25 protein-coding genes and 3 pseudogenes are annotated in these 26846 nt (G+C 45.6%); 18 read left to right on the forward strand and 10 right to left on the reverse strand.

Features of this window, described 5'->3' with window-relative positions; translation table 11 throughout:
* Window positions 1–473 precede the first annotated feature (473 nt).
* The 5 genes and pseudogenes from RIM23_RS15270 to RIM23_RS15290 form a co-directional block, all read right to left on the reverse strand.
* Entirely contained in the window at window positions 474–1016 is a 543-nt protein-coding gene (locus RIM23_RS15270) for a 1,2-dihydroxy-3-keto-5-methylthiopentene dioxygenase (protein ID WP_446368068.1), read from the reverse strand.
* 160 nt (window positions 1017–1176) lie between these two features.
* Complete coding sequence (locus RIM23_RS15275) at window positions 1177–2319, reverse strand: tetratricopeptide repeat protein (protein ID WP_446368069.1); 1143 nt, start codon at window positions 2317–2319, stop codon at window positions 1177–1179.
* Window positions 2320–2796: 477 nt separating this feature from the next.
* Complete coding sequence (locus RIM23_RS15280) at window positions 2797–3006, reverse strand: hypothetical protein (protein WP_446368070.1); 210 nt, start codon at window positions 3004–3006, stop codon at window positions 2797–2799.
* Between the two features lie 83 nt (window positions 3007–3089).
* A pseudogene (locus RIM23_RS15285) lies at window positions 3090–3383 on the reverse strand (tRNA(His) guanylyltransferase Thg1 family protein); the annotation flags it as partial.
* 147 nt (window positions 3384–3530) lie between these two features.
* Window positions 3531–5348, reverse strand: a complete 1818-nt coding sequence (locus RIM23_RS15290; RefSeq protein WP_446368071.1) for a serine/threonine protein kinase — start codon at window positions 5346–5348, stop codon at window positions 3531–3533.
* Window positions 5349–6039: 691 nt separating this feature from the next.
* On the opposite strand from RIM23_RS15290, the gene RIM23_RS15295 reads away from it, so the two are divergent.
* The 4 genes from RIM23_RS15295 (at window position 6040) to RIM23_RS15310 (ending at window position 8697) form a co-directional block, all read left to right on the forward strand.
* Complete coding sequence (locus tag RIM23_RS15295) at window positions 6040–6696, forward strand: DUF6391 domain-containing protein (protein ID WP_446368072.1); 657 nt, start codon at window positions 6040–6042, stop codon at window positions 6694–6696.
* A gap of 221 nt (window positions 6697–6917) precedes the next feature.
* On the forward strand, window positions 6918–7136 hold the full coding sequence (locus RIM23_RS15300; RefSeq protein ID WP_446357071.1) for a photosystem I reaction center subunit IV: 219 nt from the start codon (window positions 6918–6920) through the stop codon (window positions 7134–7136).
* Window positions 7137–7158: 22 nt separating this feature from the next.
* Window positions 7159–8019, forward strand: a complete 861-nt coding sequence (locus tag RIM23_RS15305) for a DNA-formamidopyrimidine glycosylase (protein WP_446368073.1) — start codon at window positions 7159–7161, stop codon at window positions 8017–8019.
* Between the two features lie 60 nt (window positions 8020–8079).
* Window positions 8080–8697, forward strand: a complete 618-nt coding sequence (locus RIM23_RS15310) for a Uma2 family endonuclease (protein ID WP_446368074.1) — start codon at window positions 8080–8082, stop codon at window positions 8695–8697.
* A gap of 74 nt (window positions 8698–8771) precedes the next feature.
* On the opposite strand, the pseudogene RIM23_RS15315 reads toward RIM23_RS15310, so the two are convergent.
* Together RIM23_RS15315 and RIM23_RS15320 are read right to left on the reverse strand one after the other, a co-directional pair.
* Window positions 8772–9191, reverse strand: a pseudogene (locus RIM23_RS15315) (WD40 repeat domain-containing protein); the annotation flags it as partial.
* Window positions 9187–9783, reverse strand: a pseudogene (locus tag RIM23_RS15320) (NACHT domain-containing protein); the annotation flags it as partial. The pseudogenes RIM23_RS15315 and RIM23_RS15320, both read right to left, overlap by 5 nt.
* Before the next feature lie 418 nt (window positions 9784–10201).
* Here RIM23_RS15320 and ndhO point away from each other — a divergent pair.
* The 5 genes from ndhO to RIM23_RS15345 all read left to right on the forward strand — a co-directional run bounded on the left by ndhO (window position 10202) and on the right by RIM23_RS15345 (window position 13989).
* Window positions 10202–10420 carry an NAD(P)H-quinone oxidoreductase subunit O gene (gene ndhO, locus RIM23_RS15325; RefSeq protein ID WP_446368075.1) on the forward strand — a complete coding sequence of 73 codons (219 nt, stop codon included), beginning with the start codon at window positions 10202–10204 and terminating at the stop codon, window positions 10418–10420.
* 140 nt (window positions 10421–10560) lie between these two features.
* Window positions 10561–11529, forward strand: coding sequence for a malate dehydrogenase (gene mdh, locus RIM23_RS15330; RefSeq protein ID WP_446368076.1), 969 nt, complete (start codon window positions 10561–10563; stop codon window positions 11527–11529).
* A 218-nt stretch (window positions 11530–11747) separates the two neighbouring features.
* The gene (locus tag RIM23_RS15335) at window positions 11748–12308 is read left to right on the forward strand and encodes a Uma2 family endonuclease (protein WP_446368077.1); all 561 of its coding nucleotides are present in this window, start codon (window positions 11748–11750) and stop codon (window positions 12306–12308) included.
* Window positions 12309–12559: 251 nt separating this feature from the next.
* The gene (locus RIM23_RS15340) at window positions 12560–13336 is read left to right on the forward strand and encodes a hypothetical protein (protein ID WP_446368078.1); all 777 of its coding nucleotides are present in this window, start codon (window positions 12560–12562) and stop codon (window positions 13334–13336) included.
* Complete coding sequence (locus RIM23_RS15345) at window positions 13333–13989, forward strand: hypothetical protein (protein ID WP_446368079.1); 657 nt, start codon at window positions 13333–13335, stop codon at window positions 13987–13989. The genes RIM23_RS15340 and RIM23_RS15345 overlap by 4 nt, the downstream gene beginning before the upstream one ends.
* Window positions 13990–14233: 244 nt before the next feature.
* Here RIM23_RS15345 and xseB read toward each other — a convergent pair whose 3' ends face one another.
* Window positions 14234–14497, reverse strand: coding sequence for an exodeoxyribonuclease VII small subunit (gene xseB, locus RIM23_RS15350; RefSeq protein ID WP_446368080.1), 264 nt, complete (start codon window positions 14495–14497; stop codon window positions 14234–14236).
* A gap of 132 nt (window positions 14498–14629) precedes the next feature.
* On the opposite strand from xseB, the gene RIM23_RS15355 reads away from it, so the two are divergent.
* The 9 genes from RIM23_RS15355 to RIM23_RS15395 all read left to right on the forward strand — a co-directional run bounded on the left by RIM23_RS15355 (window position 14630) and on the right by RIM23_RS15395 (window position 23856).
* The gene (locus RIM23_RS15355) at window positions 14630–14950 is read left to right on the forward strand and encodes a 2Fe-2S iron-sulfur cluster-binding protein (protein ID WP_446336493.1); all 321 of its coding nucleotides are present in this window, start codon (window positions 14630–14632) and stop codon (window positions 14948–14950) included.
* Window positions 14951–15074: 124 nt separating this feature from the next.
* On the forward strand, window positions 15075–15269 hold the full coding sequence (locus RIM23_RS15360) for a hypothetical protein (protein WP_446368081.1): 195 nt from the start codon (window positions 15075–15077) through the stop codon (window positions 15267–15269).
* Entirely contained in the window at window positions 15269–16324 is a 1056-nt protein-coding gene (locus tag RIM23_RS15365) for a DUF3326 domain-containing protein (RefSeq protein WP_446368090.1), read from the forward strand. The genes RIM23_RS15360 and RIM23_RS15365 overlap by 1 nt, the downstream gene beginning before the upstream one ends.
* 3 nt (window positions 16325–16327) lie before the next feature.
* On the forward strand, window positions 16328–16921 hold the full coding sequence (locus RIM23_RS15370) for a CPBP family intramembrane glutamic endopeptidase (protein WP_446368082.1): 594 nt from the start codon (window positions 16328–16330) through the stop codon (window positions 16919–16921).
* A gap of 79 nt (window positions 16922–17000) precedes the next feature.
* Entirely contained in the window at window positions 17001–18791 is a 1791-nt protein-coding gene (gene ggt / locus RIM23_RS15375) for a gamma-glutamyltransferase (RefSeq protein ID WP_446368083.1), read from the forward strand.
* 180 nt (window positions 18792–18971) lie between these two features.
* Window positions 18972–20594: a peroxidase family protein gene (locus RIM23_RS15380; protein WP_446368084.1), complete on the forward strand. Its 1623-nt coding sequence runs from the start codon at window positions 18972–18974 to the stop codon at window positions 20592–20594.
* A 92-nt stretch (window positions 20595–20686) separates the two neighbouring features.
* On the forward strand, window positions 20687–21883 hold the full coding sequence (locus tag RIM23_RS15385; protein ID WP_446368085.1) for a catalase: 1197 nt from the start codon (window positions 20687–20689) through the stop codon (window positions 21881–21883).
* 136 nt (window positions 21884–22019) lie between these two features.
* Entirely contained in the window at window positions 22020–22784 is a 765-nt protein-coding gene (locus RIM23_RS15390; RefSeq protein ID WP_446368086.1) for a hypothetical protein, read from the forward strand.
* Complete coding sequence (locus RIM23_RS15395) at window positions 22774–23856, forward strand: pentapeptide repeat-containing protein (RefSeq protein WP_446368087.1); 1083 nt, start codon at window positions 22774–22776, stop codon at window positions 23854–23856. The genes RIM23_RS15390 and RIM23_RS15395 overlap by 11 nt, the downstream gene beginning before the upstream one ends.
* A gap of 171 nt (window positions 23857–24027) precedes the next feature.
* On the opposite strand, the gene RIM23_RS15400 is transcribed toward RIM23_RS15395, so the two are convergent.
* Together RIM23_RS15400 and RIM23_RS15405 are read right to left on the reverse strand one after the other, a co-directional pair.
* Window positions 24028–26526, reverse strand: coding sequence for an HD family phosphohydrolase (locus RIM23_RS15400; RefSeq protein ID WP_446368088.1), 2499 nt, complete (start codon window positions 26524–26526; stop codon window positions 24028–24030).
* Between the two features lie 116 nt (window positions 26527–26642).
* On the reverse strand, window positions 26643–26846 hold a 204-nt coding region (locus tag RIM23_RS15405; RefSeq protein ID WP_446368089.1), incomplete at its 5' end, for an RRXRR domain-containing protein.

Genomic DNA, 26846 nt, shown 5'->3' on the forward strand with positions numbered 1-26846 from the left:
CATCAAACGCTTTTTGATAAATAATTAGATCTTCATGAGTTTTGATGGTTTTTTGGTCTTCTTCCTTGTCCACTTTCCCTCCAGGTCTTCCAAGTCTTACCCCCATTATACCGTTAAGGTAAAAAACCTACCCTTGTGAGCTAGCCCCCATCCCCCCTAGCCCCCCTTTGAAAGGGGGGAAAAAAGGGGGGAAAAAAGGGGGGAAAAAAGGGGAGAGGGGAGCAAGAAAATCCGGTTCCCCTTCTCCCCACGGTCCGGAGTTGGGGTTAGGGGATGAGGGGGAAAATGTTGAGGAGTAGATATACACAGCTTAAAACCTTGCCAGCACAGATGTGACATGGCTAAAATTTTGGGTTCATTTTTATGATTGAATCGGGCGTCAGGAAAGGGCGCACTGACGTGCGCCCCTACGGTTTCCGGACGTAATTTTAATCCATAAAATTAGGTGTGCTATGCTCCTACCGTGGCTAAATTTATGCCTCAAAATTAATTTCCGTTCCCGTATATTCTGGAACCCACCCTTCTGTTGTGGTGAAATAACGCACCGCTTTCACCCGTCGAGATGGCGTTAAATGAAACCAATGTTCCGTATTCGCGGGGACATTAATATATTCTTCTGGCTGCACAGTTAATTCCACCTGAGAACCATCGGGACGCACAAAACCAAACACCCCTTCACCCGCGACAATGTAGCGCACTTCGTCATCGGTATGGTAGTGACAACGGTCAAATTTAGATAGCATCGTGTCCAGATTAGGGATATCGGGATGCAGCACAATTAAATCGCGAGATTGATAACCTGCGGTTTGTTTCAGGTGTTCAAAATAGTTATCCAGCGCTTGTAGGATTTGTTCCTTTTCTTCATCAGTTAAGGAATCTTGCGCCAACAGGTGGCGAATCTCTGGATTATCGCCAACTGACCAATGATTGAGTTGCACATTCAGGGCGGCTAATTCCTGGGTAATGTCGTTGAGTTGGGTGTAGGTTGTACCATTTTGAAGTTGTAAGATTGACATAGTGTGGATCTCCTTTGGGGTTCGTTCGTAGTCGGGGCTTTAGCCCCTGATCCGATGATTTTTCCGTGCCTAAGACTAATCTATCAAATTCGGTGTACCACACCACTAGAGGCTGATAAACTCTTTGATAACTGAATCACTGATAACGTTAATCGGTGTTCTATTGAATCAACGCTTGAAATCGCGGATCTTGACGAAGGTTATCCAATTCAGAATTGGTTTTTGTCATTTCTCGGTATTCGTCGGGATTCAGCGTGATAGCTTTTTGCAGGTTTTCCAGGGCTAGGTCAATATTGTTTTGCAATGCAAAATAGTAAGCTTTGTTGTAAAATGCCTTAGCGTAATTTGGTTGGATTTCCAGAGCTTTATTACAGGAAATTATCGCTTCCTGTATTCGTCCTAACTTACATAGGGCAAAACCTCGATTGTCCCAGGCTTGATACAAATCTGGTTTAAATTGTAAGGCTTTATCGTAACTAGCGATCGCTTCCTCAAATCGTCCTAACTCAGACAAGGCTAAACCCCGGTTGCTCCAGGCTAGATGGTCATCAGGTTTAAATTGTAAGGCTTTATCGTAGCTAGCGATCGCTTCCTCAAATCGTCCTAACTCAGATAGAATCACACCTCGGTTGAACCAAGCGATATGGGTATCAGGGGCAATATCTAAAGCTTTGTCCCAACAAACAATTGCATCGACTAAATCCCCAGCTTTATATTGCTGAACACCTTGATTCACCCAAAACTTATCTTCTCCTTGAGATAACTCTGCTAAAGCCAACTCACCTCGATTTTCTAATTTAAACATACCAGAACGCCAGTCATAGAAGTCGGGGGCGCGGCGGTTGAAATAGGTTAGGGCAAATTTGGGTAATAGAAAGACAAAACAGATATTAAAATGGTCGCGGAATGATTCTCGCTGTAGGTTCAGATGTCCTAATAAACGCGGAACGGAAAACAAGGAATAGTTGCGACGTTCTGTACTATCTTTGATTGTCTTTTCATAGTCATAAATCGAATGCTCTAGCCCTTGAATAAATAAGATATCGATACTATCCCGATTCGGTAAAGCGGCGATTTCGGTATAGAGATTCTCAATCGGTTCGGTAAGACGTAAAACCTCGATTCTTTTTTGCGGTAAATCTTTCCTAACATCATCAATTAATTTCTCGGCTGTGGCGGGAGTACAGTCAACAAACAGCAAACCAAACCCTTCTGTCCAACTTAGAGAACGCCGCAGGGCTTCATATTCGTCCTCGGCGTCGCCCTTGTCGTCTTTATCCCATTCGGTCAGGTTTCGGATCATTGCTGTGATGCTGATATATTCTGTTCAGATACCGTAGGGGCGCACCGACGTGCGCCCGGTTTAATTGTCAAATTTATGCCACTATTTTACCAATATATCAGGTGGGCAATGCCCACCCTACTGACTATAGTGTTTTTAGCCGATAAGCTATCCAGTGACAGCTTATCGGTGGGTTACGGCGGATAGTTCAGTAAAGGATTATCACGCCAATTAAATTCCGCCTAACCCACCCTACTAGCTGATATATTTTGTTTCAAAAAGGGAGACTTTGAGTAATTTCATGGTTTCCCTTTTTCTTGTTCCCCCGTGCAAAAAAAGCGAAGCATCCTATAGCTTCCCCCTTTTGAAGGGGGACGGGAGGGGGATCTAAAAAGGGGGGCTAGGGGGGATTTCTTATTTAGAGTTGCAATGTTAAGTTAACACAGATGAATGCCTGCTCTGCGATACGATGATAGGCTAAGGTTCCCTTACTACGAACTACAACAGTTGATTCAATGCTGATTGAAAACGCTCAATCCCATAAATTAAGGGATGGACATCATGCCAAACTTTAATTTCTCCTCCGTCATCTAAATATCGATATTCTAAAATACAGCGATTAAATAACAGTTTGCGATACTCATCTTGATTCGGCATCTGTTTAGTTTTGGCAACCTGTGCCAACATCATCCATTCCGGTTCATTCACTGCTGTGCGATAAGTTTCTCGCAATTCAGTAATCGCCCGACGCACAGCTTTCTTGCCGATGGGTAAACGAAGACTGCGCTGTAGCGTAATTTGCGATTAAAGGCAGATTCGGCGATATCAAAAAGCAGCGATATTTCATCACTTTGAGTATACCCATAGATAATTTTTAAGCCGCAATTCATCAAATGTTCTACGGTGAGAATCATCGAATCTCGAAACTTTTCATCAAAGGGTGCTTCAAATGGATGCACTTCCCGCGTTAGCCGTGTAAAACCCCGCCCATCTAACCGCGCTATCATATATAATCCCGGCAAAACGCAGTGATCATGGGCGGTTTCATAAACCCGCATTTTGGCATTGAGTTCATTAAATTTCATTAGTATTTTAATAGGAATCTATCGAGACGTACCACGGCAATGGTAGGGGCAGATTTAGGAACAATTGTAGGGGCGGGTTTAGCGACTAAAACTACTTGTAACCAATAAATGAACAACAAAACCCGCCCTGATTCATCAGCCTTCTGATTACGGTTTAATTAAATCCTGCTCAAATTTCCGATAACGGGCAATGCGTTTTGCCCGATCCAATGGCGGATAAAGAATTAACGTGGCTAAAGGAAAACCTGTGCCTAAAATTGCTCCCAAAACCATACCATTGACAACCCCTAACTTTAAAGCTATTCCTAAACTAATTCCCAAGGCGGCGGATAAGACAGAAACCCCCAATGCTAACCCTTGACTAAACCCCCGTTGCACACAACTTTGAGCAACGCCTTCTCCTTCAAATGCCGCCATAAATACTACCGCATCCACCGCCGCAAATGCCGCAATTGCCATATCCGTCGCCCGAAATTGAGCGCCAAATCGGGCGGCAAATATCGCCGCGACACCTGCAAAAAAAACGGAAGCCACGGTATCTAGGGCTTTCACCTTGACCCCAAAGCGCGATCGCACCTTTGCCATCCCCTGACTAATCCACCCCGACGTAATCGCCGCCACAAGTCCCAACAGAGCCACTAACACCGAAATGAAAATCGCGATCGCAACACCAATTGTGCCACTATGACTCACAATACCATCCCATGCCATTGTTTCCACCCAGGTGGCGGCGGCGGCAAAGAAAATCAATAATCCTACCGAAAAATAGGGTAATTTCTTCGCTGGAATCGGCACAGGTGCTGTCTTCACCTTTAGGGTTAAGCTTTGGGTTTCCGGATGGGAATTACTATGAATTAATATCTCCCGCTCATAGAGCTTATTCGCCATCAACTTCCGCGTATCAACGGTAATTTTGCCCAGCACTTGATTGCTGACAAAATGAGTTTGCTCAAGGTAAATCCATTCATGGAAATCAGGCGTGTGGGGTGGATCACTCAGATGGGGGGCGATTTGCCAACGGCTTTCCAATACCGTATCGGGAACAGAGTTCGTCAGAATGACCTTTTTAGTTATCTTTTCCCCCAATTTCTTCGCCGTGAATTCCAAACACGAGACATTGAGATTCACCTCTGGTACTCGTATCACATAAATTGGATTCAGCGCCTCTAACGCGGTTGCTGCATCTAGAAAACGGTCTTTTGGTTTCAGTTCCACCATCCTTTGCAGCCACTCAATCCAACGTAAACTCAGCCGAGGAACCCGATGTTTAAAATTAATCCGATAGTCTTCATCAATTAACTGGCTAATATCGGTTGAGGCAATACCCGTGAGTAAACAAATTAGCGTTGCGCCTAACCCATAGAGATCCGACGCCTCACTCACTTGTTGATTAAACAGTAATTCCGGAGCGATGAACCCAATAGTCCCCTTCGCCACACTACTCATGGCAATTTCACTCCCGCCGATATGCGCCAAGCCAAAATCAACCAGGTAGACATTCAACTCATCATCAACTAGGATATTTTCCGGTTTAATATCCCGGTGACTAATTGGCGGAATGCGATTTTGTAAATAAACTAGAATATTGAGTAATGAAACAGCAATTTGCTTAATTTCATCGGGGTCAAAACTACGCCGAACAGCTAAAGACGCGGCTTTTTTATAATCCTGGACTAAACAAAACCCGGTTGCGGTTTGAAATGAACCCAAATATTGAGGAATTCCTGGATGATTCAATCCACGTAACACTTGAATTTCCCGTTCGATGGCTTCATAATCAGACCAGTTTGCCTCACTTTGGGCAAACTGAAACTGTTTAATCACAACGGGTTCTTTTAGCGTTCCCTTTGACGTCAGGGGAGGAATTGGCACCGCCAGGTAGGTGACTCTCCCACCTGCGCGATTATGACCCAATTCTCGAACAACCCTGAAACCGTGGCTGGATAAGTCTGGAAAATTACTCATGAGGTAAGTCAAACGTCAAAAGTTATGTAGAGACGTAGTCTGCTACGTCTGTCAAATTGCGATCCCCCTCTTCCCTTTTAGATCCCCCTTCCGTCCCCCTTTAGATCCCCCTTCCGTCCCCCTTATAGATCCCCCTTCCGTCCCCCTTATAGATCCCCCTTCCGTCCCCCTTATAGATCCCCCTTCCGTCCCCCTTTTAGATCCCCCTTCCGTCCCCCTTCAAAAGGGGGAGACCAGAGGATGCGAGAGCGTTTTTTGCACGGGGGAGACCAGGGGATGCGAGAGCGTTTTTTGCACGGGGGAGACCAGATGTTGCGAGAGCTTTTTTTGCACGGGGGAGACCAGATGTTGCGAGAGCTTTTTTTGCACGGGGGAGACCACTAGAGAGGAATAAGATGTACGGTGTCTAGATACAGCAATGCTTACCTGGTATTCTATCGCGGCAAAACTTATCGCGTCGTTATGGGTGCGGAGGGTGCGGGGATGCTCAGGTGCAGGGGAAATGAGGGCGGGCGCGAGTCACATCTTTTGTGAGGTCAGAAACGATAATGGTGAAACCCACCCCTACACACTCAAAATTCAACACTCACGCGCCATACCCTTGAGCCTAGGGAAGCGAAGGGTCAACACTTCCCCAATAACGAACGCTAAAGTTGAAAGAATATCGGCTAGTTTGAGAGTACATCCTGCCATGACTTATACGAATTCTGCTCAGACTTGGGATTTTAACTTTCCCACGCCCTATCCCAGCCAAGATACTGACTTACTCAAGCAACTGCCTTTTGTACCAGGGTTACAAGAACTGTTAATGCTGCGTCAAGTTCATGCTCTTGAACATGCTACGGTTTGGGTTCTGGCTGATTTAGCCAACGTCAACTATACGTCACGCCCCGGTAGCAGTCGTGCGGGTACAGCCACCACCGTGCATGAGATGGATAATGATACTTTAGGCGGTTTATCCACCGAACAAGGATTTTACCTCTACGGTCAGGTGAATTTATCAGACTTAAGACGTGCGGTTCCTCTGGCGTTGAACCGTCTCACCCAAGGGGAATGGAATTTAGCTGTACATCCTCGTTGCGGTACGAATCTCTCCGTTGGCATGATGTTAACGGCTGGACTTGCCCTAGGCGCCCATCTCCTCCTACCCCGTGGTCCGATTGAGCAACTAATTGGTTTGGGTTTAGCCACCGCCACAGCTACCCAACTTGCCCCTGACATTGGTATCCTCGCTCAACGCTACCTAACCACTGCTATTCCATTTAATCTAGCTGTTGACGATATTAGCGATACCTCAGATATCTGGGGACGACCTGCTCATTTCGTACAGGTGCGATGGCGGGATTAGACTCAAGAGGGTAGGAGGGTAGGAGTTCTATCGGTGTAGAGACGTAGCATGCTACGTCCTACAATGCTCCCGCACCCCGCCATCCCACCCTATCTCCCTCTATATCTGGAAACAAGGGGCTTTTCAACTTATCTTTGTAATAAAACTTAAAACACAGAGTAAGCAGACACCCCTCATCCAGTAGTACGCTGTAAAACTAGATTCGTAAGGGAAAAACTGATATGGCAGAAATAGAACGCGGCGCGAAAGTTCGGATTAAACGCAAAGAATCCTACTGGTTTAACGATGTGGGAGTCGTGGCAACAGTAGACAAGAGCGGCATTATCTATCCTGTCATCGTCCGTTTCGATAAAGTCAACTATGCCGGCATCAATACCAATAACTTTGCTGAAAACGAACTCATAGTCGTGGAAGCGGCTAAGAAGAAAGCTAAGAAGTAAAGGAACGGTATCACACGAAGCCGTGCCTGAATTGCCGGAAGTGGAAACAATTCGTCTGGGTCTCAAGCAAATTACTTGTACCCAGGATATTCAGGGTGGGGATGTGTTGCTCCCGCGCACCATCGCCTACCCTGTTTCTGTGGCAGCGTTTTTGGAGGGTGTGAAGCAGACGAGAATTACCGATTGGCATCGACGAGGTAAATATCTGCTGGCTCAACTTAGCCACTCTGAGAATGGGGATGCTGGCTGGTTAGGGGTGCATCTGCGGATGAGTGGACAACTTTTATGGATTCAGCAAACGGAACCCTTACAGAAGCATACGCGAGTGCGCTTGTTTTTTCCTCAAGGACAGGAATTGCGCTTTGTGGATCAACGCACCTTTGGTCGGATGTGGTGGGTGCCGCCGGGGGAAAAGTGCGATCGCATTATCACGGGGTTGCAAAATTTAGGACCTGAACCCTTCTCAGAAGCTTTCTCTCCAGAGTATTTGACACAGAAGCTGAAAAAGTCTCAGCGTTCCATCAAAACCGCCCTCCTCGACCAATCCCTGGTTGCAGGTGTGGGGAATATCTACGCCGATGAAGCCTTATTCGTGAGTGGGATTCATCCTCAAACCGTTTGCGCCCGATTAAGTGTAGACCAAATTGAACGTCTGCACCAAGGGATTATTCAAGTCTTAAAAGCGGGGATTGAGGCGGGTGGCACAACCTTCAGCAGCTTTCTCAATGTCCAGGGGGTCAATGGCAATTACAGTGGAGTCGCTTGGGTCTATGGTCGCACAGGACAGCCTTGTCGCGTCTGTGAGACCCCAATTGAGCGGATTAAGTTGTCTGGGCGTTCGTCTCATTTTTGCCCGCGCTGTCAGTCACCAACGACCAAGTAAGATTTCAGTGTGAGGTGTGTAAAAATTGAAGGATTCAGGTATTGCTAAGGTTGTGAGACGATGATTCAAGCCATACCAAAACAATTAACATTTGACGAATTCATTGCCTGGTATCCAGAGAATCCAGAGTATCGCTATGAACTGCACGACGGGGTAATTATTGCAGTGCCTCAACCAAGGGGGAAACATTCAGAAGTCGCTGGGTTTATATCTGGGGAACTGTTCCTGGAAATTCGGCGTTCTCAACTGCCTTATTTTATACCCAAGGAATGCGTTGTTAAACCTGGACGCGAGTCGAGTTATGAGCCGGATGTCATTGTTTTAGATAAGGTGGGTGTGGCGAATAATGAACCTCGCTGGGACAATGAATCTATTATTATGTTTGGGACTTCTATCCGTTTGGTTATAGAAGTGGTTTCCACGAATTGGAGTGATGATTATGCCCTGAAATTGGAAGATTATGAGGCGATGGGCATTCCTGAGTATTGGATTGTAGATTATCTGGGATTAGGCGGTAGGCGTTATATTGGTAATCCCAAGCAACCGACGTTTTCGGTTTATCAACTCGTTGATGGTGTGTACCAGGTGCAGCAGTTTCGGGGAGATGAGCGGATTGTTTCAGCAATTTTTCCAGAGTTGAATTTGACGGTTAATCAAATCTTGAGTGCTGGGGTATGAGGGTATTTAAACTGGATGGGCGGTTGAAACCGCAGCTACACAAACAAAACCCGCCTGCGCGGGTTCCCCAATTCTTAATCTTGTGTTAGTTCTACTGCGCCTAAAGTTTTGAGTGTGGTTTTTTCGGCTTCGGTTAAACCGATAACGCCTGTGATATTCATATCCTCATAAGGTCTATCTGCCATAGTTTTTAGGCACTCGCTAGTCTTGACATCCCAAAGCTTAATGGTTTCATCCCGGCTACAACTAGCAATCGTTTCACCATCTGGACTAAAAGCAACTGAACGTACCCATGACAACATCTCCCACGCCAACTCACAGAGAAAATAAAGCTTATCTGCCAACGATGTAAACGTGCGTTCGGCTTTAATATCCCGTTCCATCTTACGCCACACCGCATACAGATAAACCCTGGACATATCCACCGGTTTACCTGCTTCAATATCTGGCAATGCTTCCACTATCAAATCCGTCATAACTGGACGACGGGCGACATGGGATTTCGGTTGATGATTCCTGGGCTGATAATAGAGATTCCTGTGCCGCCAACCGCGCTATCTCGGTGCGAATTCCGGCTAAGGTGGGGAGTCGTTCCAGGCGTTCATGCAGGGTTCTCATCGATTTGTGTAGGGAGTCGATTTTCTGGTTGGTGAGAACGTCTGCTGGAGTGCGCGATCGCTTAGCCACTTCAATGAATACGGTAGCAAATGCAGCAAATTCACGCTTGGGGTCAATTCTTAATTCTCGGATTTCATCCCCCAAGGCGTATCCGTCGAGAAAGGCTTCCCCTTGTTGCAGGAGAATGGAGGGGTTATTGCGATCAAAGGCTTGGCGAAAAGCTTGTTGAATCTCGTTTTGTCGGAATAGTTTGAGGATTGGCTGGGGTTTGCCGATGCCGTATTCGACAAAGGCGTATTGATAGATACTGGTAAAGTCAGGATGGGGATGTTCGGGATCGAGATTAAATTTTTTCAGGAGTTTGATGACGGTTTCGTCCCGTTCCAGCTTATTTTTGAGTAGGGGGGCGGCTGGACGTGCGATCGCAGTGATTGCAGCGATGATTGGATCGAGGTTTATCGGGATCACGGCGGTGGATTGGGTTTTTAGTGGGGAGGTGCGAGTTTAACTATTATTTTAAATAGAGTTAATGGTCGCTGTGTTCAGTTTATGGCGAAGACAGCGCAACTAGGGACGGCAGTAATTAGGGCTTGCTGCACAACTCCCAAACCCTTAGCTATCAGGGCTTTGAGTGGTATTGATATTTGCTCCTGTTCACGGAAAAAGGGTTAAACCGTTTTATACCCTTGCACCGCTATCAGGGAAAATGTACTATGGCTCCCCCTGCTTCCTCTGCTCCCCCTGCTTCCCCTGCTCCCTATCCCCACCACCAGACTCCCTGCAGCAACCCCTAATTAGTACAAGCGGGTCGCCCCTACACTCAGGCGTTAATTATGAGGGATAATGGCTGGAAAGCGTTTACTCATATCGATATTAGGGATAAGTAATGGCAGGCAAGCTCAAGAAAGGATCATTAGTGCGCGTGAATCGCGAAAAGTTGGATAATAGTGTGGAAGCCAAATCCAGTGATACTCGCTTTCCTCCTTACCTGTTTGAAAGTGATGGGGAAGTGGTCGATACCCGGGGTGAGTATGCCTTAGTTAAGTTTTATGTACCGACCCCGAATATTTGGTTTCGCCTCGACCAACTCGAAGTCACTAGCTAAAGTAGTAGCGTGACACGCCTAATTTGCTCGATTAGCCTGGTCAAAAATCCAGGCTTGCGCCCAAAAATGCTGTAAAATTGCGCCATGTTAGCTGTGCCACGCCAGTTGTATAGTCGCGATCGCAAAACCGATCTATAGCCATGGCATTTTCTTCTAATTTACCTATCGCCTGCAATGATCACCGCGTCACCGTGATTGGTGCGGGTCACGTCGGTAGCACTTTGGCGCACCGGATTGCCCAACGCAATTTGGCAAATGTGGTACTTTTGGACATTGTTCCCGGTATTCCCCAAGGCATTGCCCTGGATTTAATGCAGGCACAGGGGATGGATTGTCACAATCGTGAGATTATTGGCACCAATGATTATATAGATACCACCGGGTCTGATGTGGTGATCATCACGGCGGGTTTACCTCGTAAACCGGGGATGAATCGAGATGATTTACTCAAAATTAATGCCAAGATTGCAGTTGAGGTGGCAGAAAAAGCGATCGCGCGATCGCCCGATGCTCTGTATATTGTGGTCACAAATCCCCTGGATGTGATGACCTATTTGGTCTGGCAAACAGTAGGATTACCCGTGTCACGGGTGATGGGAATGGCGGGAATGCTGGATTCTGCCCGTTTCCAAACCTTCATTGCGATGGAATTAGGTGTATCGATTGCCGATGTCAGTGGTTTAGTCTTGGGGGGTCATGGCGATTTAATGGTACCCTTACCCCGCTACTCCACAGTGCGAGGAATTCCGATTACTGAACTGATGGATGAGGAAACAGTTGAGCGCTTGGTAAATCGGACTCGTCATGGTGGCGCAGAAATTGTGAATCTGATGAAAACTGGGGGGGCGTATTCAGCACCTGCGTCCTCGACTTGCGCGATGGTGGAAGCCATTTTGCATAATCAGTCGCGACTTTTGCCCATATCATCCTATCTGGATGGAGAGTATGGTTTAAAGGATATTTTTATTGGTGTCCCCACACGGTTAGGATGTCGAGGTGTGGAAAAAGTTGTGGAAATTAACCTCACTGATACCGAACGCGCCGCCCTGCATACGTCAGCAGAGTCGGTTCGTAAAAATATTAAGCGGGCGCAGGAAATGTTGGCTTGATTGTCATTTGTCCTTTGTCATTTGTCCTTTGTCCTTTGTTGGGGGTGACTGGTTTCTCCTTAAATTACGGATAATGGGGATGAATGGGGAGCATGGAGTGTGAAAGCACACAATATCCAACCAAGCTAACCGGATAAGTTGGGTTTCGTTCCTCAACCCAACCTACAAAGGTGACTATGGATAATGGGGATAATTGTGGCAAAGGATAATGGATAATTATGGCATACGCGATCGCGAATTCCCAGGAGTCTCAGGTTGAGTCTCCAGTTTTCTCTGTCGAAGACTATTTGCTGAATCCCCCTGACCATACAGAATGGGTAGATGGGCAATTGGTAGAGAAGCAAGGGATGACAGCCAAACATGGTCGAATTCAAGCACGATTAGCTCGATATTGGGGAAATTATCAAGAGGATCAGAGTCTAGGCGGAGATGTTTACACGGAAACCCCATGTTGGACAGGGGAACGGGGGCGTCGTCCTGATGTATCTTACCTCACTCCGGAACTGGTGGAACAATTTGGCGAGTTTACGGTTTTATCCCAGAGTTTTCCCTTAATTGCTGAGATTATTTCACCGACAGATGGGGCGGAAGAGGTTTTTGGTAAGGTCAAAGAGTATCTGCGATCGGGGTGTCAGGAAGTTTGGTTAGTGTTTCCTGAGAGTCAGTGGGTTTTGGTGATTACACAACAGCAACAAGTTTTATTTAATCAGGGTGATGTTGTTAAGACGCACCAGGTGTTAGAGGGGTTTAGTGTGGCGGTTGATAATCTATTGGCGTGAGTAGCGATTGCTCAAATTAGCTCTAGACCTGTTCAGCAAATATAGAGAATCCCTATATGTGGTAGTTGAGATCGCTAATTGAGGACATAAACCCCTAGATATAGTATTGTCAGCTAATTAGCAGATAAGTCTAATTCGTCACGCCCATTGATCAGGATATACCAATCTTGCTATGCTTAAGTTATGGCAAAAATAACTAAACCTATGATTTAGTTATAATTTAAGTTTTTAATTTAAGGTATTATGATACTATGCAAGATGGATCAATTCAACTTATTGTTGAGAATAGAAATCACATTCATATTATATCTTGGATTCTAGAAGCGGCTAATTATCCTCTAGATAAGATTAAAATAAATGCAGTTGCTAAAAGTAACCTCAAAGCTTTCTTGCAAGGATTACCTCCTGGTATTACAAGAAGTTGTGCTGTTTTAGTTAACTGTGATGCAGCAAGCGTTCCAGAGGCTTTAGACAAGGCTAACAGACGGTTAGGATCTCCTTCTGTAGGAGTCTTTTGTGCTGTTCCAGAAGTTGAGGCTTGGCTGTTTGCCGATGAGATTACAGCTATAGAAAACGCCAAAACTCAATGGGGAATTGAAGTATCACCTGCACTGCCGTTACCCGAAGATATTAAAAGTCCAAAAAGTCATGCAGAACTAGCTTTTGGCAAGACTATTAGTTCTTGGCAATTTGTGAAAGATATAAATATTGATAGAGCGGAGGCAAGATCACCTTCACTGCGGAACTTTTTACAAGGTATTGAGCGCTTATTAGCTGACCAACCAACACCTCATTTTGAAAGTGTTTCCCGTAATATTAGTCGGGATGTTTTTGCTGGGCTTATTCGGGAAATCATTCCGGCAACTACAGTCATTTGGAAAACGGCAACAGGAGAGCTTTTTACAGCAGGAGAACTCCGAAAGCAAATTGAAGAAGGTACAGAGATTGGTCAGCAATATGCATCAGATGTACTTAGAGTAGCACGAGATTTTATGAAGCGAAAAGCGAATCGGAGAGAATCTGAATGATTGTATTTGTTCCGGCTTATGATCCATCTACTGAGGCAAATATCGCTATTGCAAAGCTAATTATAACAGAGGATTGTGTCACAATTTTTGAAAAGAAAGCAACACGCAAAGAACTTATCGCCGTATTGTCTAAAGCGGATTTCTTGCCTGTCTTTGCTATGTGTCACGGTGTTCGTAATGCCTTGAAAGGTCACAAGGGGGATGTAGCTTTGTCCTGTGATAATGTACATGATGTACAACTGCTAAGTCAACGTACCGTTTATGCTTTTGCTTGTCATACGGCAACTGAACTCGGTAGAGCAGCGGCAGACATAGGAGCTATTTGGTGGGGATATTCGGACACAATTTCATGTGCTATTGATTCATCTTCCGTGATTCCAATTTTTACTGAAATTTTTATCTTCATTCGAGATAATTTTCAGGGAGCAAGATCTTCACAAGATAGGCAGAGGGTTATTGAGCAGCTTAAGCAGATGTGTGAGCAAGCAGAAGCTCAGGTAGATCAAATTGATGCTCAAACTGAGATTACTGATATTACAGAAGTGTATATGACACTGCGCCATATATGGGACAGATTACGAATTTGGGTTCCTGGAATTCAAGTTCCAGAACAACATCCTGATGCATCAAGCCCTTCTCTCCCTTGGGGGTGATTAGACATTCTTTTGCATCAACTAATCAGAAATAAACCTTAATAATTAATACAATTAAAAGCGAGAATTTATAATCACCATCTGCAAGATATAACAAATTTCAAGGATTATCAATCTTGCCCACCCTACATGAAATCTGTAGGGGCGCAAGGCTTGCGCCCTTGATAATGTACATCACCCAACCAAAAAACGCTAGCTTGAACAAGCTAATCTGTTATCGAACAGATGAGCAAAACGTTAAAGATCAAGTCGGGGAATCTGACTCATCGGTCAATGTCTCAATCAACAAATCCATTTGCTGTTGTCGCTGTTGCAGAAAGGCTTCACATTGACGCAAATACTCGACAGCTGAGGCAAATTGGTCAAATACCTCGGCTAATTCCAGTTCCCCTCGCTCGATTTGCTCAATAATCGTCTCCACCTGAGCCACTGTCGCCTCATAGTTCCAAGACGGCGGGAGGGAGGGTTCAGCAGGGTGAGTACGAGAGGATGCGATCGGATCAACCATGAGAATCTAGAGTGTCGGTCTCGTAATACACTTAAGGATAGCCTGGAATCCGGCACCAAACGTTAAAATAATCCCGGTCAATATTTTTTCCCGAACCGGGAAAGTAAACCTGGAAAGCCGCTAAGAGGTATAATGCCCAAGACTTACACCGTCGAAATCAATCACCAAGGTACAACCCACACTATAGAAGTCCCAGAAGACAAAAAGATTCTTCAGGCTGCGGAGGAACAAGGGATAGATTTACCCAATGCCTGCAATGCTGGCGTTTGTACAACCTGTGCCGCTAAAATCATTGAGGGTTCTGTTGATCAAAGTGAAGGGATGGGACTTGGACCCGAATTGCAAGAGGAAGGGTATGTCTTGCTTTGCATCGCCTTACCGCGATCTAACCTGAAAGTTGAATCCGGTAAGGAAGACGAGGTTTATGATCGCCAATTTGGTCAACCGTCTTGAGTCAGCATGGTGTTGGGGCGTTGGGTTTCGACTTCGCTCAACCCAACCTACTTGTGTTGACATGCACCCAGATATGTACCTCTTGCTCATTGATTATTTATCGTATGTTTACCCCACTAAAAAAATGACGACTCACTTCATTACTGCCGAAATTGACCTCCAGGAGTCACCCAAACAACTCCATCAAGCGATTGAGACGGAACTGCAAAAACAGGGAGAACCCCTGCGTTGGGCGGTTACATCTGTGGATACTCAGGAGCAAAAGGTTCAGGTTGAAGCGATTGTCACCAAGACTAATTCTCAACCGTCCACCCCTTAATCATTTTGCGTCCTTACACTGTTGTTCTAATCGTTCCCACAGGAATTGGCGCATCCATTGGTGGCTATGCGGGAGACGCTTTACCCGTCGCCAGAGCGATCGCGCAAATCTGCGATCGCCTAATTACTCACCCCAATGTCCTCAATGGTGCCCAACTCTACTGGAATTTACCCAACGCCCTCTATGTAGAAGGCTATGGGCTTGACAAATTCGCGGCTGGATGCTGGGGGTTACAACCTGTGCATCAAAATCGGGTGGGATTAATTCTCGACCAGGGGATTGAACCGGATCTGCGTTTGCGCCACCTGCAAGCGGCTGATGCCACCAGAGCCACACTGGGACTGAATCTAACGGATTATGTGATTACTGATGCGCCCCTAAATTTGGAACTGCGGACAGCACCATCGGGGGCGAGTTGGGGTACGATTGGTAATCCGGATAGTTTGTTGCGATCGGCTGAAGTGCTGATTCAACAGGCAAAGGCAGACGCGATCGCCGTGGTGGCGCGTTTTCCTGATGATCTAGGAAGCGAAGCCCTAGAAGCCTACCGACATGGACAAGGGGTCGATCCGCTAGCGGGTGCAGAAGCCGTGATCTCTCACCTAATCGTGCGAACCTTCCAAATCCCTTGCGCCCACGCCCCGGCATTAATGCCCCTTCCCCTAGAACCCAACTTGTCGCCGCGATCGGCAGCCGAGGAATTAGGCTATACTTTTCTACCCTGTGTACTAGTGGGATTAAGTCGCGCCCCGCAATTTCAGGTGAAGAGGCGTCAACCGGGAGAGATTTGGGCAGAGGATGTGGATGCGGTTGTTATTCCCGCTAGTGCCTGTGGCGGTAGTGCCTTGCTAAGCTTAAGTCAGTTACGGACTCAAATTATTGCGGTTGAGGATAACCAAACCTCAATGCAAGTGCCTCCAGAACCTTTGGCAATCAAAGCTGTTCGACTACACTCGTATTTAGAGGCACTGGGTATGTTAGTAGCACATCGCGCTGGAATTAGTGCTGATGCTCTGAGTCCCTCTGTGTCGTCTATGCGTAGCTTATCTATATAGTTAGTGACTAAACAGCTTCCCGATAACCCTGACTTTGAACCCCTCACCCGCACCCAAGTGTTAGTTGCCATGGGGATAACGGCGATTGTTTTGCTCGTCGTTGCTAAACTCTGGCTGAAATTTGGGTCGGTGACACTTTTATCCCTAGACTTTACCTTAGAAGGATTACTCATCGGATTGGGTATGGGCGTGGGAATTACCGCCATGAGTGGTGTGGTCTATCGCCTATGGTCAGCATACCGTCAAAGTGCTGACGTTTATCTCAACTTGGTTTTAAAACCATTGGTATTACCAGATCTGATTTGGTTGGGGTTACTTCCGGGTATGAGTGAAGAGTTGCTATTTCGGGGGGTAATGTTGCCCGCCATTGGTTTGAACGCCCTGGGTGTGATTACCTCTAGTTTGGTGTTTGGCATTTTACATTTGAGTGGTTCCCAGCAGTGGCCCTATGTTGTTTGGGCAACCATTGTGGGATTGTTACTGGGGTTTAGTGCTGTAGGTACAGGGAATTTGCTGGTTCCGATTGTGGCTCATGTGGCGACCAATTGGCTGTCTAGTTTCCTTTGGAAGTTAGGACATCGAGAGGTTGAGGCGTAGACTGGGTATAGATCCCCGACTTTTTGAAGGCGTCGAGGATCTGAATAAGTCCGCAAGGGTGAACTAATTGCCGTATTCTATGCCAATTTTGAAACGTTTTCATCAAATTATCAAAATACCCAGTATCCGAATTTATCGTTTTTCTCACTATAAAAAACAAATCCTGATTCTCCTGGCTACAGTGAGTCTGATTTGTACCCAGGTTGTCGCTCAAGATGTCCCCATTTATAGCCCCAAGGATATCTTTCATCCGGTTATCGCAGAAAATGGTATGGTTTCCTCTCAAGAAAGCTATGCCACACAAGCAGGGTTGGCTGTATTAAAAGAGGGTGGAAATGCCATTGATGCTGCCGTAACCATGGGATTTACCATGGCAGTCACCTTACCCAGTGCCGGAAATATTGGCGGTGGTGGATTTATGCTCGTTCATTTAGCTGATGACAATCAAACCATTGCCATTGATTATCGAGAAAAAGCCCCCAAAGCCGCAACTCGTGATATGTTTCTGGATGAAACGGGTGAGGTTGAGCCAGAAAAATCTCGCCATAGTTATTTAGCTGTTGGTGTTCCTGGAACGGTTGCTGGATTAACTATGGCACTGGAAAAATACGGGACAATTTCTTTAGCACGGGCGTTACAACCTGCGATTGAATTAGCTGAAAATGGGTTCCCTGTTTCCGAATACTTACATCGTTCCCTAATTGCTGTGAAAGAACGAATGCAAGCCTATCCGGCGAGTTGGACTATCTTTTATAAACCAGGGGGAGAACCGTATCAGATTGGCGAAATTCTGGTGCAAAGGGATTTAGCTCAAAGCTTGAGACTCATTGCTAGGGAAGGATCAAAGGCATTTTACCACGGCGCGATCGCAGATGCGATTGTGGCAGAAATGGAAGCCAATGGTGGCTTGATTTCTCAAGGGGATTTAGCGGATTATCAACCTGTTATCCGAGAACCGATTCGGGGTACGTATCGTGGCTATGAAATTTATTCCATGCCACCGCCCAGTTCGGGGGGAATTCATCTGGTACAATTGCTGAATATCTTAGAAGCATTTCCCCTAGGTGAACTGGGACACAATACCGCCCAAACGATTCATTTAATCACCGAAAGCATGAAACTAGCTTATGCGGATCGGTCTAAATATTTAGGGGATACTGATTTTGTTTCTGTCCCCATTTCTGGGTTAATCTCTAAACCCTATGCCAATCAGCTACGCCGCAAAATAAATCTAAATCAAGCAACGCCCAGTCAAACAATTGCCCCCGGAAATCCTCATCCATTTATTGAAAGCAACAATACTACTCATTATTCAGTTATAGATAATCAGGGAAATGCTGTGGCGAATACTTACACCTTAAACTTCAGTTATGGCAGTAAAATAACGGTTCCAGGGACAGGGATTCTGCTCAACAACGAAATGGATGACTTCTCAGCCAAGCCAGGAGTCCCCAATGCTTTTGGTTTGATTGGTGGAGAATTTAACGCCATTGAACCGGAAAAACGGATGCTCAGCTCTATGACGCCAACGATTGTATTAAAAGAAGGAAAACCTTTTATGGTGACGGGGAGTCCGGGTGGTAGTCGAATTATCACGACGGTTTTGCAGATTGTTTTAAATGTTATCGATCATGACATGAATATTGCCGCAGCAACTAATGCGGTTCGTGTGCATCATCAATGGTTTCCTGATGAGTTGATGATTGAACCAGGATTAAATAAAGACACCATTCGTCTGTTAGAGGAAAAAGGACATCAGATTACTCTCACCAATACCATGGGAAGTACCCAAAGTATTATGTTAGTTGATCAAACCTTAAAAGGTGCATCTGACCCTAGACGTCCCGGTGCTTTAACCTTGGGATATTAATTGAAATTTTTGTTCAACTCGAGTCTGCCAATGGGATGTATTTGGTACATTGTCTAAAATATAACTTCATAGCTTTATGTCTATATAGATTATATTATCCTTAATATTTTTTAAAAGAATAGGAGGAATAAATGTGTTATAGTAGCGCGATAAAGAACAAACAACTTTAGTTTATAAATCATGGCAAGAGATACATCAAGAGATGGGTTTAGCAACACAGCACTAACCTACACGTTGAGCAACTTTAAACCGATATGGGATTTTATCCAGAGTAATCAAGCTTTAAAACGTAAAGTTAATAAGTTTTTGGTCAATAGTCTAATTTATAGAATTCCGACTCGTCCCTATCCCTATAGCATGATGACTCTAGACCCTTATATTCCGGGGACGGATAAACCCAAAAAAACCGATACATATACGTCTTGGGATTCCTTACAAGACCGGACTTATACGGGGCGACATTTACCTCCAGATCCTGAATTTAACCAAGAAGGAAATCTGCCTAACATTGAAAGTCTTGCTGTGTTGTTCCGGAAAAGAGATGGCAAAACTAAGTATTCCGAAAAATCAACATTATTGTTTCCCTATTGGGTGCAATGGTTTACCGATAGTTTCCTCAGAATTGACCACCACAATAAATTAAAAAACACCTCCAACCATGAAATTGATTTGTGTAATGTTTATGGATTGACCCGAAAACAGACAAATTTATTGCGTTCTTTTCAAGGTGGTAAATTAAAAACCCAGAAACTTAAGCGTAAAGATGGCGTAGAAGAAGATTATCCTCTCTTTTACTATGCCGATTCAGAGCAAGGTATTGTTGATCCACAATTTGAAGGTCTGTATACTCCAATAAACGATGAGAAGCGGCTACCTCCAGAACGAAAGGCTAAGTTATTTGCCATGGGAGTGGAACGGGCAAATGTGCAACTTGGCTATGTCATGCTCAATACGCTTTGTTTGAGAGAACATAATCGAATCTGTGATGTATTAGCCGAAAATTATCCCAATTGGGATGATGAGCGACTCTTCCAAACCGCGAGAAATATTCTCATGGTGATCATTTTGAACATCATTATGGAAGAGTACATTTACCATATTACTCCCTATTACTTTAACTTCTTTGCCGATCCTGAATCCTTTACTAAGGAAAGTTGGTATCGCACCAATTGGATGAGCATTGAGTTTGATTTTGTGTATCGTTGGCACAGTGCAATTCCTGAGAAATTTATCTATGACGGTAAGGAAACGCCAATGTATGCGTCTCTGTGGAATAACCAAATGTTAATCGATAAAGGCTTGGGAGCATTAATGGAGGAAACTTGTTCCCAGCCTGCTACCCAAATCGGCTTATTTAACACGCCAGAATTTTTGATCGAGTTAACGGAATTACCAACCATTTCTTTAGGACGTAAGACTCAACTCGCCAGCTATAACGACTATCGAGAAATGTGTGGATTTCCGCGAGTGACTGACTTTAACCAAATTACAGGTGACGACTATACCCAACAAAAACTAAAAGAATTATATGGTCATGTCGATAAACTTGAATTTTTCGTGGGACTCTATGCTGAAGATGTCCGTGAAAATTCCGCCATTCCAGCTTTAGTGGCGCGACTGATTGGTATTGATGCCTTTTCCCAAGCGCTAACCAATCCGCTGTTATCACCTAATATTTTCAACAAAGAGACGTTTTCCCCAGTCGGTTGGGAAATCATTCACAATACTAAAACGGTTTCGGATTTGATCAATCGCAATGTTCCGCACCAAGATAGTCCGTACAAAGTTACATTTGATTTGTGAGTTAAACTGAGTAGCGGTTTATTGATATAGAGACGTGCCAGTACACGTCTCATAGTAGGTCTCATTGGCAACTTTACCCTTTCCTAAAAAGAATGAAACTATTTACAGAATACCCAGAAAAAGAGGAACAAAAGTACTATGAAATTTTGGCAGCAAAAGCCAAAGTAAAAATGGATAAGTTGTATGGAAATCAGGAACAGGCTAAGCGAGATACTCACGCCAAAACTCATGCAGCAGTTAAAGGAACTCTAGAAATTTTTAATTTTGATGAAGATAAAATTAAACGCGAACTGGCGCAACGAACTCAGTTGACTGAAGCAGAACTTAAAGGAATTTCTCTCAAGCAAGGACTCTTAGCCGAAGCCAAATCGTATCCAGTTTGGCTTCGGTTTGCCAATGGACGAACAAGCGTTGAACCAGACTACGTTAATGATGGTCGCTCAATGTCTGTAAAAGTAATGGGTGTTGTTGGCGAGAGACTCCCACAAAGTCACGAATTGCATACCCAAGATATTATTGTGCAAAATTGCCCAAGGTTTCCCGTCAAAACAATAAAATATTATTATAGCTTTTTTAATGCTACCCTTGAGTCAGAGCAAGCGGTTCTTTGGTGGTTGTTGACCCATCCCCAACAATTTCTAGCACTTCGTGAAACGATAAGTCGCAGCCCGAAAAGTTTACTAACAGAAAGATACTGGAGTATGTCGGCTTATGCTCTGGGACTTAAACCCGATTTTGATCCATCTCAACCGGGTAGAGTTCCTGTAGACTATCCTGTCGTGATTAAATATGCCTTCACACCTGTTTATTGTCAGTCTCCTCATCAAACTATTCCCTACCAATCTCGACCGGGTATGCCAAAGCTACCTTTTATTTCTCCAGCCAAATCCTTGGGATTAGACGAAAATCAACCGGATAATTATTATCGAAATGAATTGATCCAAAACCTTGCCCAACCTGATGCCCATTATTGCTGGGATTTTGGGATTCAGTTCCAAATTAATCCCAAAATGTCTATTGATGATGTTACGATTACTTGGGGTGAAGAGGAATCACCATTCTGGACGGTGGGTCGTCTCAGTGTGCAACACCAACTCATCAATTTTGAGAAACAAAAGGACTTTGGTGAAAACTTGCGCTTTTCATCTTGGAATGGTTTAGCTGTTCATCGTCCTGTTGGCGCCATTAATCGACTGCGGGCTAGGGTCTATCCAATTGTTGCCGAGTATCGTCATCAAAAACAAGGACTGCACTATCAAGAACCCACTGGGGCAGAAGAATTTAAGTAAAGAAAAGTAACGCAAGCCCAGCAGAGACTATCACAGTAGAATCGTTGATTTAGTTACCTAATGTTACGTGGGCAAAAAACTGAGTGTCGGGTCATGTACCTTTATAAGTAAGCCCCTACTCAGTTGGTGTTCGGCAATGCCTTCCTCAATTTCTCCTCTATCCCAGCCAGAACCAGAAAATAACTGTGCGGATTGCCTGTACATGACGTTGACCGGAATTCCGGTGCAACCGATAGAACATCCTGACTATCTGGAGTTTTTGCAACCGTTCCACACTCCAAAAATTGACCTGTACTTAACCCTTAAGTTTAGCCTGCAGTGGGAGTCTCTACCTGAAGGACGTGTTCAGTTTGGACTTAAAGGAGGAGCATTGCGGCTGAGGGTAGAGGGTGGTGAGATTCCTTATGAGTCTCGGATTATGGGTTCTATGGAATTGGTTGTGCCAACGGTTGAGACGGATTCCCAAGTTAATAGTCCTATTGGCGATCGCGTCTCTGGGGAGTTAGATGTGCCAACCCTTGACCCTCAGGGGAATGGAACAACAGGACAAGGGTCACAAAATGGGAAACCTAATCATCATTCCATTTGTCATGTTACCACAAAGGTAACGGAAGAAAACCCAGCCTGGATTTTTGAAGAAGAACGGGGACAACCTATCTTAAACGGCTGGCTTAACCAAGTCAAACTAGCCACATTGAGAGTCTCTGCCCTTCCCTGTCACCTAGACGCCACATTTGAAGTGTCTCGACGAGATATCTGTTTGACCAATGTTGACCGATTGTGGAGTCCGGATCTTAGTCGCAATAAACGAGCAGTGCTGGACAGACTGATTATTCAGCAGTTGCTGGAGCGTAAGTTTAAGCCCTATCTCAGTCGAGTCGAGTTGCACTATGATGGATGAACGTTTTTTTAGCCAACTCCAAGTCCTGATTCAGAAAGTTGTTGCGGCGGAAACTGACAATTTAGCTCAGCTAGCGGCGATGGTGGGTCTGAATTTGGCACAAGATTTCGCCGAGTCTAATCTCAGAGATACCCATCTTCGGGGTGCTAACTTGGTGAGAGCCAATTTACGAGGTACTGATTTGCACGGCGCTAACCTAATTAAGGCGAAGCTGTGCGGGGCGGATTTGCGTGGGGCGGATCTGATTCAGGCAAATCTGTGCGGGGCGGATTTGAGAAAGGCTAACCTACGCGGCGCTGTGCTGTGGAATGCGGATCTGACTCAGGCAAACTTAGAGGGGGCTAACCTCACCGATGCCAATTTAGCTGGGACAACCCTGAACTATGCCAATTTGAAAAGGGTTGATTTAAGAGGCGCTCATCTCTACCAGGCTCACCTCTACGCCGCTAACCTGAGTGAAGCTAAACTTAGAGGGGCAAATCTGGGGAATACTGACCTTAGAGAGGCGAACCTTAAAGAGGCTTCAATTATTCGTGCCTATTTGGGAGAGGCTAACTTACAAGGTGCGGATCTCGACGGTGCGAATCTGAGTGAATCGGATCTGAGTCGAACAAAACTAAATCGTGCCAAATTGCGGAATACTCAGCTACGGAATACTGATTTCAGCCTCAGTGATTTGAGTCAGGCTACTCTGATTCGTGCCAATGCTAGCCACGCTCACCTGATTCGCGCCAACTTGCGGGGGGCGGACTTGATTCGGACTAATCTCACTGGTGCTGATTTACAAGGGGCTGATTTGAGTCTGGCTGATTTGAGTTTGGCTAACCTTTATTTAGCCAACTTAGGCAATGCTAACTTAATTCGCGCCAATCTGAGCATCGCTGAACTTGGGGGTGCGAATCTGAGTCGAGCCAATTTGAATCAGGCAGATTTGAGAGGGGCAAATGTGGAAAATGCTGAATTTGCTGGCAATCTGGGATTGTCTGGTGATATGAAACAGGTGTTGAAACGGCGCGGAGCAATCTTGGCAGAGGTGATGAGCGATCGCGTGGAGGCTTTGGCGTCTCGGTAACTGGATGCGATCGCTCTTTTTCCCAGGTCGGGCGATCGCGAAATTCCTGGTAAGTCTCTATTCTCCCTACTGTTCTAGAGGGTCTATAGGAGCGCACATTCTCCCATGATATAAATACATGAAATAACAAAAAAAGTCAAGGGCTGACTCAATTTTTCCAAACTGTATCAATCAAACCTGAGAAGAGGGTTGACAACTCAGAGCCGCTTTAGGATAAGCAATCCGCTGGTGATTGCACTGTTGCCAAACTTTGACAAAGACTTCCGCCGTAGTCAATAATTCCTCTTTTGTTAACCCAGAATCGACTAACTGGTTATCTTCCCATCGGGCTTTGAGGATTTTCTTAACCGTAATTAAAGCCGTATCCGGGGTAACATCCTTAAGCGATCGCAACGCCGCTTCACAAGCATCTGCCAGCATGACAATTCCTGTTTCCCGCGACTGGGGAATCGGTCCATCATAACGAAAGTCTACCTCGTTTACAGACTCCCCTGCCTCTTCCTGAATTCGTTGTTTAGCTTGAAAGTAAAAATAAGAAATCAGTAGTTTGCCTTGATGTTCGGGAATAAAATCGCGAATCGCTTTCGGTAACTGATGTTTGCGAGCCATAACCAGCCCTTCAGAGACGTGCTTTTTAATAATCGCGGCACTTTTCCAGGGGTCATTAATTTGATCATGCTTGTTGGGACCACCCATTTGATTTTCAATAAATCCCAACGGATCATGCATTTTACCAATATCATGATACAAAGTTCCCGCCCGCACCAGTTCCACGTTACAGTGAAGCTCACGGGCAGCCGCTTCAGCTAAGGAAGCAACAAACAACGTATGTTGAAATGTACCTGGCGCTTCCGTAGCCAGCCGTTTAAGCAATGAACGGTTAGGATTGGACAACTCCGCTAAACGAATCGGTGTCACCAAATCAAACAACCGTTCTAGATAAGGAGATAGTCCCAAAGCCACAATACTCCAGGCTAACCCCGCTACCCCATATAGAGCCGCACCGGGTAGCACCGCGTACCAAATTGTGCCAGCACTGGCACTCATAATCAGATTCAGGAGCAGATTAACGCTGCCTTGGGTCAAGCCCACCACACCGCCTAAGAGCGCCAATTCCTCGCGCGATCGCATCCGTCCCGCAATCAACGCCCCCACCAAACCTCCTGTGCCACCCGCGATTAAAAATTCCCAGCTCACCTCCATACTAAACGTCACCAACCCCGTCAACAGAATCACTACCGTCGCGCCCAAACTCGACCCATAGAAACTCCCCACTAACAACCCAATTGCGGGCAGGCTATTATATTGAGCCCCCAATAGTGCCAGGACGGGTGTACTCAAACTCAACAGCAGAACCAAAATATGGTCACGTCGCCGCAGGGGGGGATGGACTTGACGTTCGACCAACCAAAAAATACCCACCGCCCCGGTGACTAAACCGCCAAATCCAATCAGCCCTATCCAATTAATTTCGCGACGACTCAAGCCATAGTGATCCAGCAGCACAAAATCCGCCTGGGTGATTGCCTCCCCCTCTGCGACAATCACTTCTCCCTCAACAGCCGTAACCATCACAGGTTCCACAGCCAGAGCGGCTTGTTCTGCCCTGCGTTTAGTTTGTTCTTTGTCTTCAATTAAATTGGGCTTTAAGTTATAGGTGAGGAGTTTAATGGCTAAGGGTTGTGCCTCAGCCGGAATCAGCGTACTCACCTGCACCGTTACCGCATCTTCTAATAGATCCGAGGGGAGTCCTGGCGGAATCCCTTGAGTCAGAATATTCCGAGTTGCGCCCTTAATTCCCTGTCGCGTTTCCTGCCAAGCTGAATCAGACAAGTTGAGTACGGATGAATCGTAGGCAGGAGTTGATTCACTCGTCACACTGGATGAAACCTGAGCCAATGCCTGTTGGTAACCCTGACGGGCAAGGCTTATTGTCTCAATCAGCTCAGAGAATGCTTGTGCAGACGCTATTTGACGGTAACTTTGCAATTCGCTCACCCCTTGGGTAAACGCCCGCGTCAACGGTTTTTTCTCTCGGTTAGGGATGACTACTCCCGGATCAAAGGGATTAATCGGAGCATTGTCTTCAGCGAAAGCGACAATCGCTTGCCATTCCCATTCTTTACTCTGGCGCAGATACTGCTGGGTGCTGGCGGACAGGACAGAGGTTGGCACAAAGGGAAAGGAACCGCTGACTTGTCGCCATTCGTCCATTTTTTCCAGGGATTGCTGGAGGTTTTGACTAATCTCTTGGGTCAGAGATTGATCAATCATTAAAACTGGGAACGAACCCGTGCGAGCGGCTTTGCGTTTTTCTTCTGTGGTTTTTGTGTCCTCAACACTAGCGTCAAAGGGAGCGGGGATAGTGTAGGGCGCCTCTCTACCCACATCAAGGGTTGGTTGATTGTAGAAGCGGTTTCCCATCACGCTGGTGAGGGAAACGACTGCCAATACCACCATGACGGGTGAACGTCCTTGACGCTTTCCTGAGTGCCGTGGATTGCTTTTTTGACCTGAGCTAGGACGGTTTTGTTTTGACCAATGACCTGGCTTTTTTTGATCGGAGGAAAGATCAGCATCAGACCCTCCGAAGGGAAGGATAGTGCAAAATTGCTCAGATTTTTGCCGCAGGTGGTTTAGCTGTTGCGTCAACGAGTGGAGCGTTTTCATAGCAGAGGAGTTGCCTTTTTTGCTTATTCGGCCAGAAGCCTCACACTTAACTCAATAAGAGTGAGTGTGTTAGCGGAGTGGGGCTTATATCCCGATGAATCCCCAGTAATGCCCTCTCATCTCCGTCCTCTGCGAACAGCTTTGCGATTTAAGACAGAGTCCTTAATCTGCTGCCCTCGATGTTCTAGTTCCATACCCCAAATCACCTCATCCCGGTTGTTCACCAGTGAAATTCCGGTTGTTTTGGAACCTGGGTCAATCTTAAGCGTGAGTGGATAGGTGACAATATTCTCTACCACTCGATTCATGATCAGTGTGAA

It is taken from the genome of Coleofasciculus sp. G3-WIS-01 (assembly GCF_040223135.1).
Lineage (GTDB): Bacteria > Cyanobacteriota > Cyanobacteriia > Cyanobacteriales > Coleofasciculaceae > Coleofasciculus.